This window comes from Enterococcus asini ATCC 700915 (assembly GCF_000407365.1).
GTDB lineage: Bacteria > Bacillota > Bacilli > Lactobacillales > Enterococcaceae > Enterococcus_C > Enterococcus_C asini.
Genome location: NZ_ASVU01000001.1, coordinates 1,729,550 through 1,743,842, shown reverse-complemented (window position 1 = coordinate 1,743,842; position 14,293 = coordinate 1,729,550). Strand labels below are relative to the sequence as shown.

At 46.2% G+C, this 14,293-nt stretch carries 12 protein-coding genes; 1 reads left to right on the top strand and 11 read right to left on the bottom strand.

The genetic code is table 11. The features are described 5' to 3' along the window. Positions 1-4: 4 nt before the first annotated feature. From I579_RS08430 to trxB, 8 genes are all read right to left on the bottom strand, one after another. On the bottom strand, positions 5-952 hold the full coding sequence (locus tag I579_RS08430) for a homoserine O-succinyltransferase (protein ID WP_010754031.1): 948 nt from the start codon (positions 950-952) through the stop codon (positions 5-7). 2 nt (positions 953-954) lie between these two features. Continuing rightward, a complete protein-coding gene (locus I579_RS08425) occupies positions 955-2,226 on the bottom strand; it encodes an O-acetylhomoserine aminocarboxypropyltransferase/cysteine synthase family protein (protein ID WP_010754032.1) in 1,272 nt (423 codons plus the stop codon). A gap of 60 nt (positions 2,227-2,286) precedes the next feature. Beyond that, on the bottom strand, positions 2,287-3,150 hold the full coding sequence (gene thrB / locus I579_RS08420) for a homoserine kinase (RefSeq protein WP_010754033.1): 864 nt from the start codon (positions 3,148-3,150) through the stop codon (positions 2,287-2,289). Then, on the bottom strand, positions 3,147-4,205 hold the full coding sequence (gene thrC, locus I579_RS08415) for a threonine synthase (RefSeq protein WP_010754034.1): 1,059 nt from the start codon (positions 4,203-4,205) through the stop codon (positions 3,147-3,149). Before thrC ends, thrB begins: the two co-directional genes overlap by 4 nt. Before the next feature lie 3 nt (positions 4,206-4,208). After that, a complete protein-coding gene (locus tag I579_RS08410) occupies positions 4,209-5,495 on the bottom strand; it encodes a homoserine dehydrogenase (protein WP_010754035.1) in 1,287 nt (428 codons plus the stop codon). Between the two features lie 121 nt (positions 5,496-5,616). Beyond that, positions 5,617-5,907 (bottom strand): ArsR/SmtB family transcription factor, encoded by a 291-nt coding sequence (locus I579_RS08405; RefSeq protein WP_010754036.1) that lies wholly within the window; start codon positions 5,905-5,907, stop codon positions 5,617-5,619. Positions 5,908-5,998: 91 nt separating this feature from the next. Then, entirely contained in the window at positions 5,999-7,726 is a 1,728-nt protein-coding gene (locus tag I579_RS08400) for a phospho-sugar mutase (RefSeq protein WP_010754037.1), read from the bottom strand. Positions 7,727-7,850: 124 nt separating this feature from the next. Beyond that, a complete protein-coding gene (trxB, locus tag I579_RS08395; RefSeq protein WP_034810588.1) occupies positions 7,851-8,780 on the bottom strand; it encodes a thioredoxin-disulfide reductase in 930 nt (309 codons plus the stop codon). 238 nt (positions 8,781-9,018) lie between these two features. Between trxB and I579_RS08390 the strand changes: the two genes are divergently transcribed. Further along, positions 9,019-10,404 (top strand): MATE family efflux transporter, encoded by a 1,386-nt coding sequence (locus tag I579_RS08390; protein ID WP_010754039.1) that lies wholly within the window; start codon positions 9,019-9,021, stop codon positions 10,402-10,404. A 43-nt stretch (positions 10,405-10,447) separates the two neighbouring features. Here the strand turns inward: I579_RS08390 and I579_RS08385 are convergent, their stop codons facing one another. The 3 genes from I579_RS08385 to I579_RS08375 form a co-directional block, all read right to left on the bottom strand. Next, positions 10,448-11,161, bottom strand: a complete 714-nt coding sequence (locus I579_RS08385; RefSeq protein WP_010754040.1) for a GntR family transcriptional regulator — start codon at positions 11,159-11,161, stop codon at positions 10,448-10,450. Between the two features lie 144 nt (positions 11,162-11,305). Then, positions 11,306-12,772: a family 1 glycosylhydrolase gene (locus I579_RS08380; RefSeq protein ID WP_010754041.1), complete on the bottom strand. Its 1,467-nt coding sequence runs from the start codon at positions 12,770-12,772 to the stop codon at positions 11,306-11,308. Between the two features lie 63 nt (positions 12,773-12,835). Then, positions 12,836-14,266, bottom strand: coding sequence for a 6-phospho-beta-glucosidase (locus I579_RS08375; protein ID WP_010754042.1), 1,431 nt, complete (start codon positions 14,264-14,266; stop codon positions 12,836-12,838). Positions 14,267-14,293 lie beyond the last annotated feature (27 nt).

Below are 14,293 nucleotides of genomic sequence, written 5' to 3'. Positions count from 1 at the left end.
GATCCTATACGGAATCGCCTTTTTTCATACGCATTTTTTGCATCTGAGGGATTTCATCCAGCGCAAAAGGAGTGATTTGATACACGTCATTTAGCCAATTGTGGTACAGCAAATGAGCGTGGGCCCGCCAGCGATTGCAGATTCCTTGCTGGGGATCATCTTGCACATAGTAATGCACCGGGGCTTTTGTCTCCAATCCTTTTGCCTGATCACGCTGATACTCCTTGTCCAAGGTTTCGGTGTCATACTCAAAATGACCGAGAATAAACAAATCATGGCCGTCTTTTGAAATCAATAGATTGGGCCCAATGTCAGGATCTTGGGATAAAATCTGCAAGCGCTCAGGATCAATCATTGCAGCATCAATCCCCGTATAACGAGACTGAGGTGCCCAGAAAATATCATCAAAACCACGACACAGACGGTGATTGCCCAGCTTTGTTTGACTAAAGATACCAAAAAGCTTCTCTTTGTAAGGGACTTTGGCCACACCGTAATGATGATACAAACCGGCCTGAGCTCCCCAGCAAATGTGAATCACACTGGTTACATTGTTCTGAGACCAGTCCATGATATCCACAAGCTCCTGCCAGTAATCCACCTCTTCAAAGGCCAATTGTTCCACAGGCGCCCCAGTGATAATCAGGCCATCATAACAGTGGTCTTTCACTTGCTCAAACTCCAAATAGAATTTTTTCAAATGAGTCACGCTAGTGTTTTTATGCTCATGGGTGGTGATTTTCAAAAAGTCCACATCGATTTGCAAAGGACTCTGAGAAATCAGCCGCAATAGTTGAATCTCCGTGTCAATTTTATTGGGCATCAAGTTTAAAATCAAGAGACGCAAGGGTCGAATGTCTTGATGAGCCGCTCGCTCATTGTCGATGGCAAAGACGTCTTCTCCCAACAAGACACTTACAGCGGGTAAATCTTCCGCAATTTTAATCGGCATCCTTATCCCTCCAATTTTTGAAAGGCTTGTGCCAAATCACTAAGAATATCGGCGCTATTTTCAATCCCGCATGACAAGCGAATCGTCCCTGGCGAAATTCCCGCCGCTAGCAGTTCTTCATCGGACATTTGCCGATGGGTGGAAGTCGCCGGATGCAAAGCGCAGGTGCGGATATCCGCCACATGGACTTCAAGCGACACCAAATCTAAAGCATCCAACCATTTGGCTGCCGCCGCTCGCCCCGCTGCGATTTCAAAAGTAATCACACCACAGAGCCCATTAGGCAGGTATCGCTCTTTTAAAGCAAAATTCGGGTCTTCCGGTAAGCCTGGGTAAGTAATCTGCGCCACACTAGGTTGATTTTGGATAAATTCTGCTACTTTTAGTGCATTTTCGTAATGCCGATCCATGCGTAAAGGCAGTGTTTCCAATCCCAGATTCAAATAAAAAGAATTTTGCGGGGCTGGCGTGGCTCCTAAATCCCGCATGAGCTGTACTCGGGCCTTGGTAATGTAAGCCGCCTTACCAAACGTTTCCGTGTAGACGATTCCGTGATAGGTTTCATCTGGCTCTGCTAATTGAGGAAACTTGCCATTCGCCCAATCAAAACGTCCCCCATCGATGATTACACCCCCGGTTGCCACCGCATGGCCGTCTAAATATTTCGTAGTGGAATGAATCACAATGTCCGCCCCGTGTTGGAAAGGCTGGCAAAAATACGGAGTCGCAAAGGTGTTATCCACGAAGAACGGTATCTTATGTTCGTGAGCCAACTGAGCAAACTTGGCAAAATCCAAGACATGCATGGCCGGATTGGCAATGGTTTCTCCAAAAACGGCTTTGGTATTTGGGCGGATGGCCTTTTTCAGCTCTTCCAATGGCGCAAACTGATCCACGAAGGTCACATCGATCCCCATTTTTTTGAACGTATGAGCAAATAAATTGTAAGTTCCCCCATAAATATAAGAAGAAGAGATAAAATGATCGCCACTTTCCAAGATATTTAACAAGGCATAGAAAGTAGCGGACTGCCCAGACGCGGTGCACAGAGCACCCACACCGCCTTCCAAGGCCGCTAGTTTTTCCTCCACGGCACTGGTCGTGGGATTGGCTAAGCGAGTATAGAAAAAGCCAGACTCTTCCAAATCAAAAAGCTTTCCAATGGATTCTGTCGAGTCATAAGTATAGGTGGTACTCTGAACGATGGGCAAAACCCGAGGGTCCCCATTGCCCGGGGTATAGCCAGCATGTAGACACTTTGTTTCAAACTCCATTTTACTCCTCCATTCTTTGCAAAAAAGGACGAGGGCCCATAAGCCGCTCATCCTTTCTTCTTAAAATACCTGGGCACCTTCCCGATCGATGCTTAATAATTCAACGGTAGCATCTTGTTCCAGTGCTTGCAACAGTTGCACAATATGTTCTGCTCGAGACTCTGGCGCCAACATGATTACCGTGGGACCAGCACCGCTTAAATAGCAGCCGTATGCCCCTTCTTCATGCCCAATTTCACGAATCATGTTCAAATGCGGTACCAAGTCCTGCCGATAAGTTTCGTGGAAGCGATCTTGTTCCATAAGTTTGCCGGCCACTGGTAAATTGCCAGTAATCAAGGCTGCTACCATAACATTGGCCACCGAACTTGCCGCCACCGCTTCTTTGTAATCAAGGGTTTGTGGCAACACTTGGCGGCTAGCCACCGTACTCAAAGCCGTCCTTGGAATATAGGCGATTACCGCACAGTCTGGAAAATAATGCCGCACATAATGCAGTTGATCGTCTACGGCACTGGCAACGACCAAGTCACCACAAATCGCCGGTGCCACATTGTCTGGATGGCCTTCGATTTTCGTCGCAATCGTGACTTTTTCGTTTTCTGATAGATTCAAATTGCCTAAACGGTTAGCCAACTCAATACCGGCAACAATCACGGAAGAACTACTTCCCAGTCCCCGAGTCACCGGAATATCAGAAGTCATCCGCAAATGCTTCGGTGTCAAATCCGGGGCTACTCGCAAGGCAGTCTGAATCAAGAGATTTTCTTCGTCAGTAGGAATTTCCGGTCCCAATTCATGAGTCACCAGCCATTCAAAGCTGTCCTCAATGACGTCCACTACTAAATAGCGGTCAAGAGCGATGCCACAAGAATCAAAACCCGGGCCTAAGTTTGCACTAGTGGCGGGTACGCGAATCCTCATAGCTGTGCCACACCTTCCCGTAAGTGCAGACGCATTTCTTCCAAATCACTCATCTTGTGAATTTCCACGTTGGCTTCGTGAATGGCCGTATCGGGATCTTTCAAACCATTACCGGTAAAGACTGTCACCACGGTTTCCCCTGGTTTGATCTTGCCGGCTTTCACGTGTTGAATCACGCCAGCTAGTGAAGCAGCTGAGCCCGGTTCCACAAAGACGCCATCCATAGCTGCCACTTTACGATAAGCATCCAAAATTTCTTCATCGGTGACGGCATCGATATAACCTTGGGATTCGTCTCTTGCCGCTTCGGCTAATTTCCAGCTAGCCGGATTCCCAATACGAATCGCCGTAGCTACAGTTTCCGGTGCTTCGATTACTTCTCCTCGAACAATCGCAGCCGCACCTTCCGCTTCAAAGCCGTGCATCCGGGGCAAAGCGGTTTGTTTCACTTCATGCCATTCTTTGAACCCTTTCCAGTAAGCTGAGATGTTCCCCGCGTTCCCCACTGGAATCGCCAAGACATCCGGGGCTTGACCTAACTGCTCGCAAACTTCAAAGGCCGCGGTTTTCTGCCCTTCTAAACGATAGGGGTTAACTGAGTTTACCAAAGCCACGGCTTCGGTTTTCGCAATGTCTCGCACGGCTTTTAGTGCTTCATCAAAGTTACCTGGAATGGAGATAATATCGGCCCCATAAGCAATTGCTTGGGCCAATTTTCCCATGGCGATTTTCCCGTCTGGAATTACCACATACGCTTTAACTCCAGCCCGGGTCGCATAAGCAGCCGCTGCAGCACTGGTATTTCCCGTGGAAGCACAGACGATGGCTTTGGCCCCTTCTTCCACGGCTTTGGCCACTGCCATTACCATGCCCCGATCCTTAAAGGAACCAGTAGGATTCAGACCTTCGTATTTCCCATACAGGGTAATCCCTAATTCTTTGGAAAGATTGTTCAAGGGAATCAAAGGGGTATTGCCTTCACAAAGACTAATCATAGGGGTGGCATCGGTGATTGGTAAATACTCCCGATATTGTTTTAACAGACCTTCATACATATGCTACTCCTCCATTACTTTCATTATTTGACTCACATTGCTTGCTTCCAATTGATTGACACTGGTCACAAACTGGTGTTTTTGCACTTCGTTAATAGCCTCGGTCAGTAAAACGAGACGTCGGCTTTCAGAACCTTGTTCATCGGCAACCACCCGGTACACAATGCCATAAGCCTCCGCCAACTTTTGAATCTCCGGCCATAAGGACTGTTCATCTGCTAATGCCAAGGCGATAAAATACCCATAAGAAACATCATTAGGATTGGCAAAGGCTTTTTTCGTTTCATAGGTACAAAATTGTGGTGCTGGCTTGTTGTCACTTTGATTTTCCGCAATCACGGCTAAATCGGTGACTACACTGGTAGCAGTCGGCAAGGATCCCGCTCCCGGCCCATAATACATGGACTGGCCGATACCACGACTGCGAACAAAGACACCATTAAATTCATTGCGAATGGATGCGAGTGGATGATGTTTTGGCACCAAAGCCGGAGCGACTTCCGCAAAAATCCCTTCCCCCACTTTTTTCGTCAGACCAATCAATTTTACCTCATAACCTAAGGACTGGGCCAAAGCGATGTCTTCCAAATCAATTCCGCGAATGCCTTTTACCACAAAATCGTCAATGGCGATGTCTAAGCCATAAGCAAAGCGGGTCAAAATCACGGTCTTATAAGCGGCATCGATACCGTCTACGTCATTTTTTGGATTGGATTCGGCAAAGCCTAGCGCTTGGGCCTGAGCCAAAGCATCCTCATAGGTCATCTGCTGTTCCACCATCTGAGTCAACATATAGTTAGTGGTGCCGTTGATGATACCTAAAACTTCCGTGATTTCATCTGCCACAAAGGAATTTGCTAGCACTCGTAAAATCGGAATGCCACCTGCCACACTGGCTTCATAGTACAAGGATACATGATTTTCAATCGCTGTTTGCACTAGCTGAGTTCCTTTTTGGGCTAATAAATCCTTGTTGGCGGTGACCACGTGTTTGCCTTGCTCCAAGGCCTCGGTGATAAATTCATAAGCGGGATGAATTTTCCCCATAACTTCTACGACCACGTCGATATCCGGATCTTCCGTGATGTCTTTGCTGTCATAGACCAATTGAAACCCTTGGGCAGCCGCCAAAGCGGACTTGTCTTCTCCCGGTCTGACGAGAGCTTTCGTAATGAGTAGGTCAACCCCGGTTTTTTGCTTGATTTTCTTGCGTTCCTGGTTGACGATTTCTACCACGCCGGTACCAACCACGCCTAGGCCTAAAATCCCAATTTGCAATCGTTTTCGCATGCGTCTCCCACCATCCCCTATTGATTACTTTTTCAAGATATTTCTCTTAGCATACCAAAATTCTTGTGAAAAAAAAAGAACTTTCCGAAAAATTGGAAAGTTCTTACAAGCCCAAACAATTTCAGCGATGCTCGATGTGTTCAAAGGTCTCTTGCAAGATATCAATCACGTGCTTATCATCCAAACTATACAGGATAGCTTTGCCTTCACGACGGGATTTCACCACGCGATTTTCCCGTAAGAGCTTCAATTGATGAGACACCGCGGATTGTTCCATGGCTACCGCGGCTGCTATGGAAGTCACATTCTTCTCCCCTTCACGCAAGGTCAAAAGAATCTTCAGCCGCGTAGGATCAGACAAGACTTTAAAAAGCTGACTGACTTGCTCGATTTCTTCACTTGATCTCATCATCAGACAGCACTCCTTTCTCTAGCAGCTAAGCAGTAAAGGAAAAGAGGCCTCTTCTTTTGACAACAGGCCACTTTTCTCTCAAAGCACTTGCTTACTCTGCAGTGATTTCGTTAATCGCCGCTTCTAATTCTGCCACTCGGTCATCCGCTGCTTTTTGGTTCGCGCCTTTGACACCGATGTAGAATTTGATTTTCGGTTCTGTACCGGATGGGCGTACTGCTACCCAGCTTTCATCTGCCATTTGATATTTCAAGACATCAGATGGTGGTGTGGTTATCTTCGTAACGGTTCCGTCCACATTTACACAAGTCAATTCCTTGAAGTCTTCCGTTTGAACGACCGACACATTTCCCAGTGTCTTCGGTGCTTCATTGCGGAATTTCGCCATGATGGCTTTGATTTTACTTGGACCTTCCAAACCGCTTAATGTCACGGAAATGGTTTTTTCTTCGTAGTAACCGTATTCGGCAAAGATGTCTTGCAACCCATCATACAAGGTTTTCCCTTGTTTCTTGTAGAAAGCGGCCACTTCGGCAATTAACACCAAAGCTTGAATGGCATCTTTATCCCGGACAAATGGTTTCACCAAGTAGCCATAGCTTTCTTCAAAGCCAAACATAAAGCTGTGACTGTGATCTTCTTCAAACTGCTGAATCTTTTCGGCGATAAATTTAAAGCCGGTTAAAACGTTAAACATCGTTGCGCCGTAAGATTTCGCAATGGCTGTTGGCAATTCACTGGAAACAATCGACTTCAAAACAGCGGCATTTGTTGGCAGTGTACCGGCGTTTTTATGAGCTTCCAAAATGTATTTTACCATGAGAGCCCCGATTTGGTTGCCGGAAAGCACTTGGTAGCTCCCATTCGGCAAGCGTACAGCCGCACCTAAACGGTCTGCGTCTGGGTCGGTGGCTACTAATAAGTCCGCCCCTTCCTTTTCACCTAATTGAATCGCGTATTCAAAGGCAGAGTGCTCTTCTGGATTTGGTGATTTTACAGTGCTGAAGTTGGGATCGGCTACGGCTTGTTCTGGTACTAAGACGAATTTTTCAAAACCGGCTTGTTTCAAAGCCCGTTCCCCGAGCATTTTCCCGGTTCCGTGAAGTGGCGTGTAAACCAATTTCAAGTCTTTGCCCATTTCATTGACTAAGTCTTGGTCGATGGTTACGGTTTTGACATTTTCCAAGTATGGCAGATCTATGTCTTCTCCAATAATGTGCAATAAACCACTGTGTTTGACTTCTTCTTCGGTTAAGACTTCGATTTTTAAAGGATTTTCGATACTGCGCACATAGCGAGTCAAAGCATCCGCATCCGCCGGTGGCATTTGGCCCCCGTCTTCCCCATAAACTTTATACCCATTGTAAGCTGCCGGATTGTGAGACGCGGTGATCATGATCCCAGTAAAGGTCTTTAGATAACGCACAGCGAAGGAAAGCTCTGGTGTTGGTCGCAGACTTTCAAAGACAAACGAGGGAATATCATGTTTGGCCAAAGTTTTTGCGGCTTCCATGGCAAATTCAGGTGAAAAATGGCGAGAATCATAGGCAATCGCTACCCCCCGGCGACGGGTTTCTGGATCTTGTTCTTCCATAAAGCGCGCCAAGCCTTCTGTCGCTTGACGAACCGTGTAAATATTCATCCGATTGATACCGGCTCCCAGAATTCCCCGCATCCCCGCAGTCCCAAACTCTAGGGGTGCATAGAAAGCATCTTCTAATTTTTCTGGATCATCCTCTAAATCGGCTAATTGTTTTTTTAGATTTTCTTCAAGATTTGCATCGTTCTTCCATTGCTCGTAAACTTCTTCCCAAGACATGAAAATAACACCTCTCCCAATTTTTAATCGTTTCTATTCCAGTATAGCACTCCCAAAAGGATGCGCCAACAAACAACCACAAAAAAAGGCCAAATCGCAAATCCGACTTGGCTTTTTTTTCTGATTATTTTGTGACTGCTTCTTTTTGGTCTTCCAAATACAAGAAGACTTGTTGGCCGGCGATACCGCCTTCCCCCACGGCTGTAGTGATTTGTCGCAAACCTTTTTCACGGCCATCCCCCACAGCAAAAATCCCAGGGATTGCGGTTTTCATGTTTTCATCGGTTAAAATCCAACCAGCTTCATTGGTGATTCCCAAGTTTTCAAAAGGTGCAGAAAGTGGATCCAGCCCCACATAAATGAAGATACCACCGCAAGCTTCTGAGTGGACTTCTCCGGTTTTGACATTTTTAATCTGAGCGTTCGTGACCACCATGTCATTGCCTTCAATACTTTCCACCACTGAATCCCACAAGAAACTGATTTTTTCATTGGCAAAAGCCCGGTCTTGGATGATTTTTTGCGCCCGGAGTGCATCCCGACGATGAACCACTACGACTTCAGAAGCAAATTGGGTCAAGTAGATGGCTTCTTCTAAGGCCGAGTCGCCGCCACCGATCACCAAGAGTTTCTTGTTCCGGAAGAAGGCTCCATCACAAACAGCACAGTAAGATACCCCGCGTCCGGCAAAGACTTCTTCGCCTGGCACGCCTAATTTCCGGTGTACACAGCCTGTAGCGATAATCACTGATTTGCCTTGGTAGCTTTTTTCTTCCGTAAAGACTTCTTTGTAGTCTTCGTGGTTTTCCACCTTAGTGACGATGCCGTATTCATTTTTCACACCGAAACGGCTAGTGCCTTCGTACATTTTCATGGCTAATTCTGGTCCCATAATGGAGTCAAATCCTGGGTAGTTTTCGATTTCTGCCGTGTTGTTTAACTGGCCTCCTGGTGCGCCCCGTTCGATTAACAACACGGATAAATTGGACCGAGAAGCATACAAAGCCGCTGTCATACCGGCAGGGCCTGCGCCTATTACGATCACGTCATACATCATTTCCGTTGTTTCCATATGTTTTCTTATCCCTCCAAAAACTTTCCTGGTATATGTAGTACCTAGTGCAATACAATCCTATTTCAAAGCCTGACTTCTGTCTACTAATCTGCCCAGCCGAATTTTTTTCTTAACATTGCGAAAACTTATTGCATTTTTCTGTTTTTTTTGTAAAATCAGTGAGGCATCTATTTCCAACAGTTGCACTTATTATAGTAGAAAGAAGGCCTTTATACAATTGTCTAAAAAAAGAATCTTAAATCTCTCCGACAGAGAACTGTTATTTTTGAGTTGGCCCATCTTCATCGAACTCTTTTTGCGAGTAATCATCGGCAATATCAATGTCTGGATGATCAGTCATTATTCCGAACCTGCTGTAGCCGCCGTCAGTGCTGCCAATCAGCTGCTTAACCTCAGCGTCTTTATTTATGGGTTTATCACCGTGGGCACGCAAATCATCATCGCCCAATTAATCGGTGCCAAACGGCAAAAAGAAATCCCTACAGTGATTAACACCGCCCTTTTTGCCTCACTTGCAATCGGCCTGTTAATCAGCCTAAGCTTTTTCTGCTTTGCAGATCCCCTCTTACAAATCATGGGCTTGGATCATACCTTAGTCGAAATCGGTCGTAGCTACTTGCAAATCTATGGGGGCAGCTTGTTTATCTCTTCTTTGATTGCTGTGATTGTCGCCATTATGCGTAGCCACGGCTACACTCAGCCAGCCTTGTTGATTCCCATGACGGCTAGCATTCTTGCCGTGATTGGCAACTACTTCGTCCTGTACAGTCCCTTTGGCTTGCCCAACTTTGGGGTGACCGGTTTGGCGGTTTCCAGCGTTTTTGGCAATACCATTGGCTTGATCATCGCCATTTTCTTATTGAAACGCCACGTGCGCTTTTCTGTGGCTAGTTGTTCCTTTAAGAAAATCTCCCAAGATTACTTGAAGAAGATTTTGACCTATGGCATGCCTTCTTCCGGCGAATCTCTTTCTTATCAAGGAGCACAAATCGTCGTAACTATGATTGTCGCTTCCCTAGGCACTAGCGTCCTCGTAGCGAAGTCTTACGTTACCGCTATTAGCCAGTTTGTCTATTTGATTGCCAACGCCATCGGTCAAGGAAATCAGATCATGATTGGACGCAATGTAGGTGCCGGAGAATTCGACCGGGCGGCAAAGCGGGGCATGCGTACCACGGTAATTGCCGTGATTGCCACGATTATTATCTGTCTCTTAACCTTTCTTTTCATCGAACCGATTATGGGAATCTTCACCGCCAATCGTGAAGTCATCGAAATTTCCCGGGGCGTCTTTTTAGTGGAAATCCTGCTGGAAACCGTGCGGGCGATTAACATCATCCTCGTAGGGTCCCTAAATGCCTCTGGTGATGTGAAATATCCGCTCTTATGTAGCTTGCTGGTACTTTGGATTATCAGCTTGCCATTTTCTTATACACTGGCCATCCCCGCTCACTTAGGCCTAATCGGCGTCTGGATTGCCTACGCCATTGATGAAGCCTTGCGTAGTCTCCTTATGATCAAACGCTGGAAAAGCGGTGTTTGGCAACAAAAAGCCGTGGTGGCTCAACCAGAAGAACCTCTCCCAGAAACCGCAGCACCATAAACAAAAGCCCTTCACTTTTTTATTCGTGAAGGGCTTTTTTGATTTAGTCTCGGGTCAGAATCATCTCTACGGAAAACTCGTCATAGCGATGAACGGAAATCGAATACTCAAAAGCAATTCCCGTATCGAAATACGCGATTTGTTCTGCCACGGCGACAGGGTCACCCGGCTGCAAGTCCAGGTATTCCACTTCCGTTTCATTGGCTTTGCGCACGGAAATCTGACGGTGAGCGCTTTGGATCCTCAAGCCCAGCTCGTCTTCAATATAGCCATAAATCGAGCCTTCGATATTGGCCTTTTTCAAGCCGGGTATTTGATCAATGGGCATATAGGTCTTCTCCATCACGTGAGGCTGACCGTCAATGTAGCGGGCCCGATAGATATCATAAACAAAACTTCCCGGACTCAGATTCAGCTTATTGATCACCACAGCCGGTGCTTCGATTACAGAAAAAGCCAACACTTTACTTTTGACCTCTTTACCAGGATTCAACGCCGTCGTTCCCCGGAATTGGTTGGCCACGGTGATCCGCTCGATTTCGTCAATGGACAAATCTTTGACAAACGTCCCAGAGCCCCGGCGTTTGATGATCAACCCTTCCGAAACCAAGATGTCCAAGGCTTTTTTCACGGTCATCTTACTAGCCTCATACTGCACGCACAAGTCCTTTTCAAAGGGCAATTGCTCATTGGCGGAATAAGTGCCGGCTAAGATTTTATTGCGAATATCATTTGAGATATAGATATATTTTTGCATAGGTGTACTCCTCTATCGGTCTTCAATCATCCCTTTAATTTTAGCTTGAAATCCGAACTTTGTCTATTCTTGTTTGCTTTTCATTCTTTTAAGCAACTTAAAAGACGGAGGGCCCACGGGTCCCTCCGTCTACTGCAACAAGCTTTATTTGTTGGCTAAATCTTCTCCGTTACTTTGGATTACTTGTTGATACCAATGGAATGATTTTTTCCGACTACGAGCCAGGCTCCCGTTACCTTCATCGTCTAAGTCCACGTAGATAAAGCCATAACGCTTCTTCATCTCCCCGGTTCCCGCCGACACTAGATCGATACAACCCCAAGGCGTGTAGCCCATTAAGTCTACTCCATCCAATTCCACGGCGTCTTTCATGGCTTGAATGTGTTTTTGGAAATAATCAATGCGGTAATCATCGTGAATCTCCCCTTCTGCCATCACTTGATCCAAAGCACCAAATCCATTTTCTACAATAAAGAGCGGTACTTGGTAACGATCATAGAGCTGGCACAACGAAATCCGTAAGCCCAAAGGATCCACGGCCCATCCCCAATCAGACTCTTCCAAGTAAGGATTTTTCACAGCGGGTTGCTGGTTGCCCCCTACATATTTGACTTGCTCCGGATTGGCAGAAGCAGCCGTGGACATGTAGTAGCTAAAGCCAATGTAATCCACACAACCTTTTTTAAGCCAGTTTTCATCCTCTGCTTCTTGTTGGATTTCAATCTGTTCTCTTTCAAAATACTTCAACAAGTGGGCTGGATACTGCCCTTTTACCTGAACATCGATAAAGGTCTCTTGTTGCCGATTAAATTGCAACGCCGCCAGCACATCTTCTGGGTTGGCGGTCATCGGATAGCTAGGAATATAGGCTATCATCATACCGATTTGATTGTTCGGGTCAATTTCATGACCTAGAACCACCGCTTTGGCGCTAGCCACAAACAAGTGATGACGGGCTTGCCACAAAGTTTGCGGATCGTTTTGATGGATACCGATTTGTGTCCAACTGCGCAAAAAGTTAATCTCGTTGAAGGTCATCCAGTGAGTCACTTTGCCTTTGTAGCGCTTAAAAATCGTCTCGCAGAAGAATAAGAAATAATCGATGACCTCACGATCACTCCAGCCGTCGTAATGATCCGCCAAGTACATAGGAATGTCGAAGTGATTGATCGTTACCACCGGTTGGATGCCATATTTTAAGAGTTCATCAAAGATTCGTTCATAGAAGACAAGTCCTTCTTCATTGACTTCTTCGTTTCCTTTGGGACAAATCCGCGCCCAGGAAATGGACATGCGAAAACACTTGAAACCCATTTCCGCAAACAAAGCAATGTCTTCTTGCCAATGATGGTAAAAATCCGTCGCCACATGACTAGGATAATACTGGTCGGCTTCCACAAAGCCCGTGGCCCCTTCAGGTAGGCTCGCATCACGGTTTACTCGCTCGATCTGGCCTTCTTTTGTCCGATAAGTAATCATCCGGGGATGATCCTTGCTACCACCGGTAATGGCATCTAGCGTGCTTAAGCCTTTGCCACCGGACAGATAGCCCCCTTCGTATTGATTGGCCGCCGTTGCGCCACCCCACAAAAAATTCTCTGGAAATCCCATACGTTCCCTTCTTTCTCTTGACTGAAAAGAGAGGCAGGACTAGGCCCACCTCCATTTTTTTATTTAATTACTCAGATCTTCTCCGTTTGTGGCAATGACTTTTTTGTACCAGTCGAAGGATTTTTTCTTGCTACGCTTCAAGGTACCGTTGCCTTCATTGTCCCGATCCACGTAGATGAACCCGTACCGTTTCTTCATTTCCCCGGTTCCTGCTGAAACCAAGTCGATACAGCCCCAAGTGGTGTATCCTAAAAGATCCACGCCATCGATTTCCACCGCATCCTTCATAGCTTGCACGTGTTCAGCCAAGTAACTGATGCGATAATCGTCTGCCACGTAGCCATTTTCATCCGGCACATCCACCGCACCAAGACCATTTTCCACCACGAACAATGGTTTTTGGTAGCGATCGTAAATGTCGTTTAATGTAATCCGGAAGCCGAGAGGATCGATTTGCCAACCCCATTCGCTAGCTTCCAAGTATGGATTTTTCACGGAAGCGAAGATATTTCCTTGGGTTTGTTCCAAGAGTTTTGGATCTGTGGTAGCCACCCGAGAAGAATAGTAAGAGAAGGAAATAAAGTCCACGGTATGAGCTTTCAGTAATTCCAAATCCCCTTCTGCCATTTCCAACTGGATACCGGCGCGTTCCATTTTCTTCAAAGCATAAGCCGGGTATTCCCCGCGAGATTGTACATCGATGAAGAAGTAATTTTCCCGGTCTTCTTGGCGAGATGCCCAGACATCTTCTGGTTTACAGCTGTATGGATAGTACGCTCCGGCAGCAAGCATACAACCTACTTTGTTTTCTGGGTCCACTTCATGGGCGATTTTTGTGGCAATGGCTGAAGCCAACAACTCATGGTGGGCTGCTTGGTATTTGATCTGCTCTTTATTGTCTCCCGGTTCAAAATTCAAGCCGGCTCCCATAAATGGCGCATGCAAAATCATGTTGATTTCATTGAAAGTCAGCCAGTATTTCACCAAGCCTTTGTAACGGTTAAAGATCACTTTGCAGAGATTTTCGTAAAAACCGACTAATTCCCGACTGCGCCAAGCCCCGTATTTTTCAATCAAATGAATCGGACAATCGAAGTGAGTAATGGTCACCAAGGGTTCGATGCCGTATTTTTGGCACTCTTTAAAGATGTCTTCATAAAATTGCAAGCCTGCTTCATTGGGTTCTTTTTCATCCCCCATAGGAAAAATCCGTGACCAAGCAATGGACATGCGGTAAGTCTTGAAGCCCATTTCCGCAAACAAAGCGATGTCTTCTTTCCAATGATGGTACATATCGATGGCCACTTTGGCTGGATAAAAATGTTGGTCATCGAAATCTAGCATCTTCATATCCCCAGAAATCACTGGGAAGCGATCTTTGCCAATGGGCACCACATCCACGTTGGCCAGTCCACGACCGCCTTCGTTGTAACCTCCTTCACATTGATTGGCAGCCGTTGCCCCACCCCATAAAAAGTCTTTACGAAATCCCATTTGTATACGCTCCTTGTGTTTGATTGA

Bases quoted from the DNA above. Each gene is read 5' to 3' on its own strand.
- I579_RS08425 (WP_010754032.1), bottom strand. From the start codon at position 2,226: ATGGAGTTTGAAACAAAGTGTCTACATGCTGGCTATACCCCGGGCAAT.
- thrC (WP_010754034.1), bottom strand. From the start codon at position 4,205: ATGTATGAAGGTCTGTTAAAACAATATCGGGAGTATTTACCAATCACC.
- I579_RS08380 (WP_010754041.1), bottom strand. From the start codon at position 12,772: ATGGGATTTCCAGAGAATTTTTTGTGGGGTGGCGCAACGGCGGCCAAT.
- I579_RS08410 (WP_010754035.1), bottom strand. From the start codon at position 5,495: ATGCGAAAACGATTGCAAATTGGGATTTTAGGCCTAGGCGTGGTTGGT.
- I579_RS08385 (WP_010754040.1), bottom strand. From the start codon at position 11,161: ATGCAAAAATATATCTATATCTCAAATGATATTCGCAATAAAATCTTA.
- trxB (WP_034810588.1), bottom strand. From the start codon at position 8,780: ATGTATGACGTGATCGTAATAGGCGCAGGCCCTGCCGGTATGACAGCG.
- thrB (WP_010754033.1), bottom strand. From the start codon at position 3,150: ATGAGGATTCGCGTACCCGCCACTAGTGCAAACTTAGGCCCGGGTTTT.
- I579_RS08400 (WP_010754037.1), bottom strand. From the start codon at position 7,726: ATGTCTTGGGAAGAAGTTTACGAGCAATGGAAGAACGATGCAAATCTT.
- I579_RS08375 (WP_010754042.1), bottom strand. From the start codon at position 14,266: ATGGGATTTCGTAAAGACTTTTTATGGGGTGGGGCAACGGCTGCCAAT.
- I579_RS08405 (WP_010754036.1), bottom strand. From the start codon at position 5,907: ATGATGAGATCAAGTGAAGAAATCGAGCAAGTCAGTCAGCTTTTTAAA.
- I579_RS08430 (WP_010754031.1), bottom strand. From the start codon at position 952: ATGCCGATTAAAATTGCGGAAGATTTACCCGCTGTAAGTGTCTTGTTG.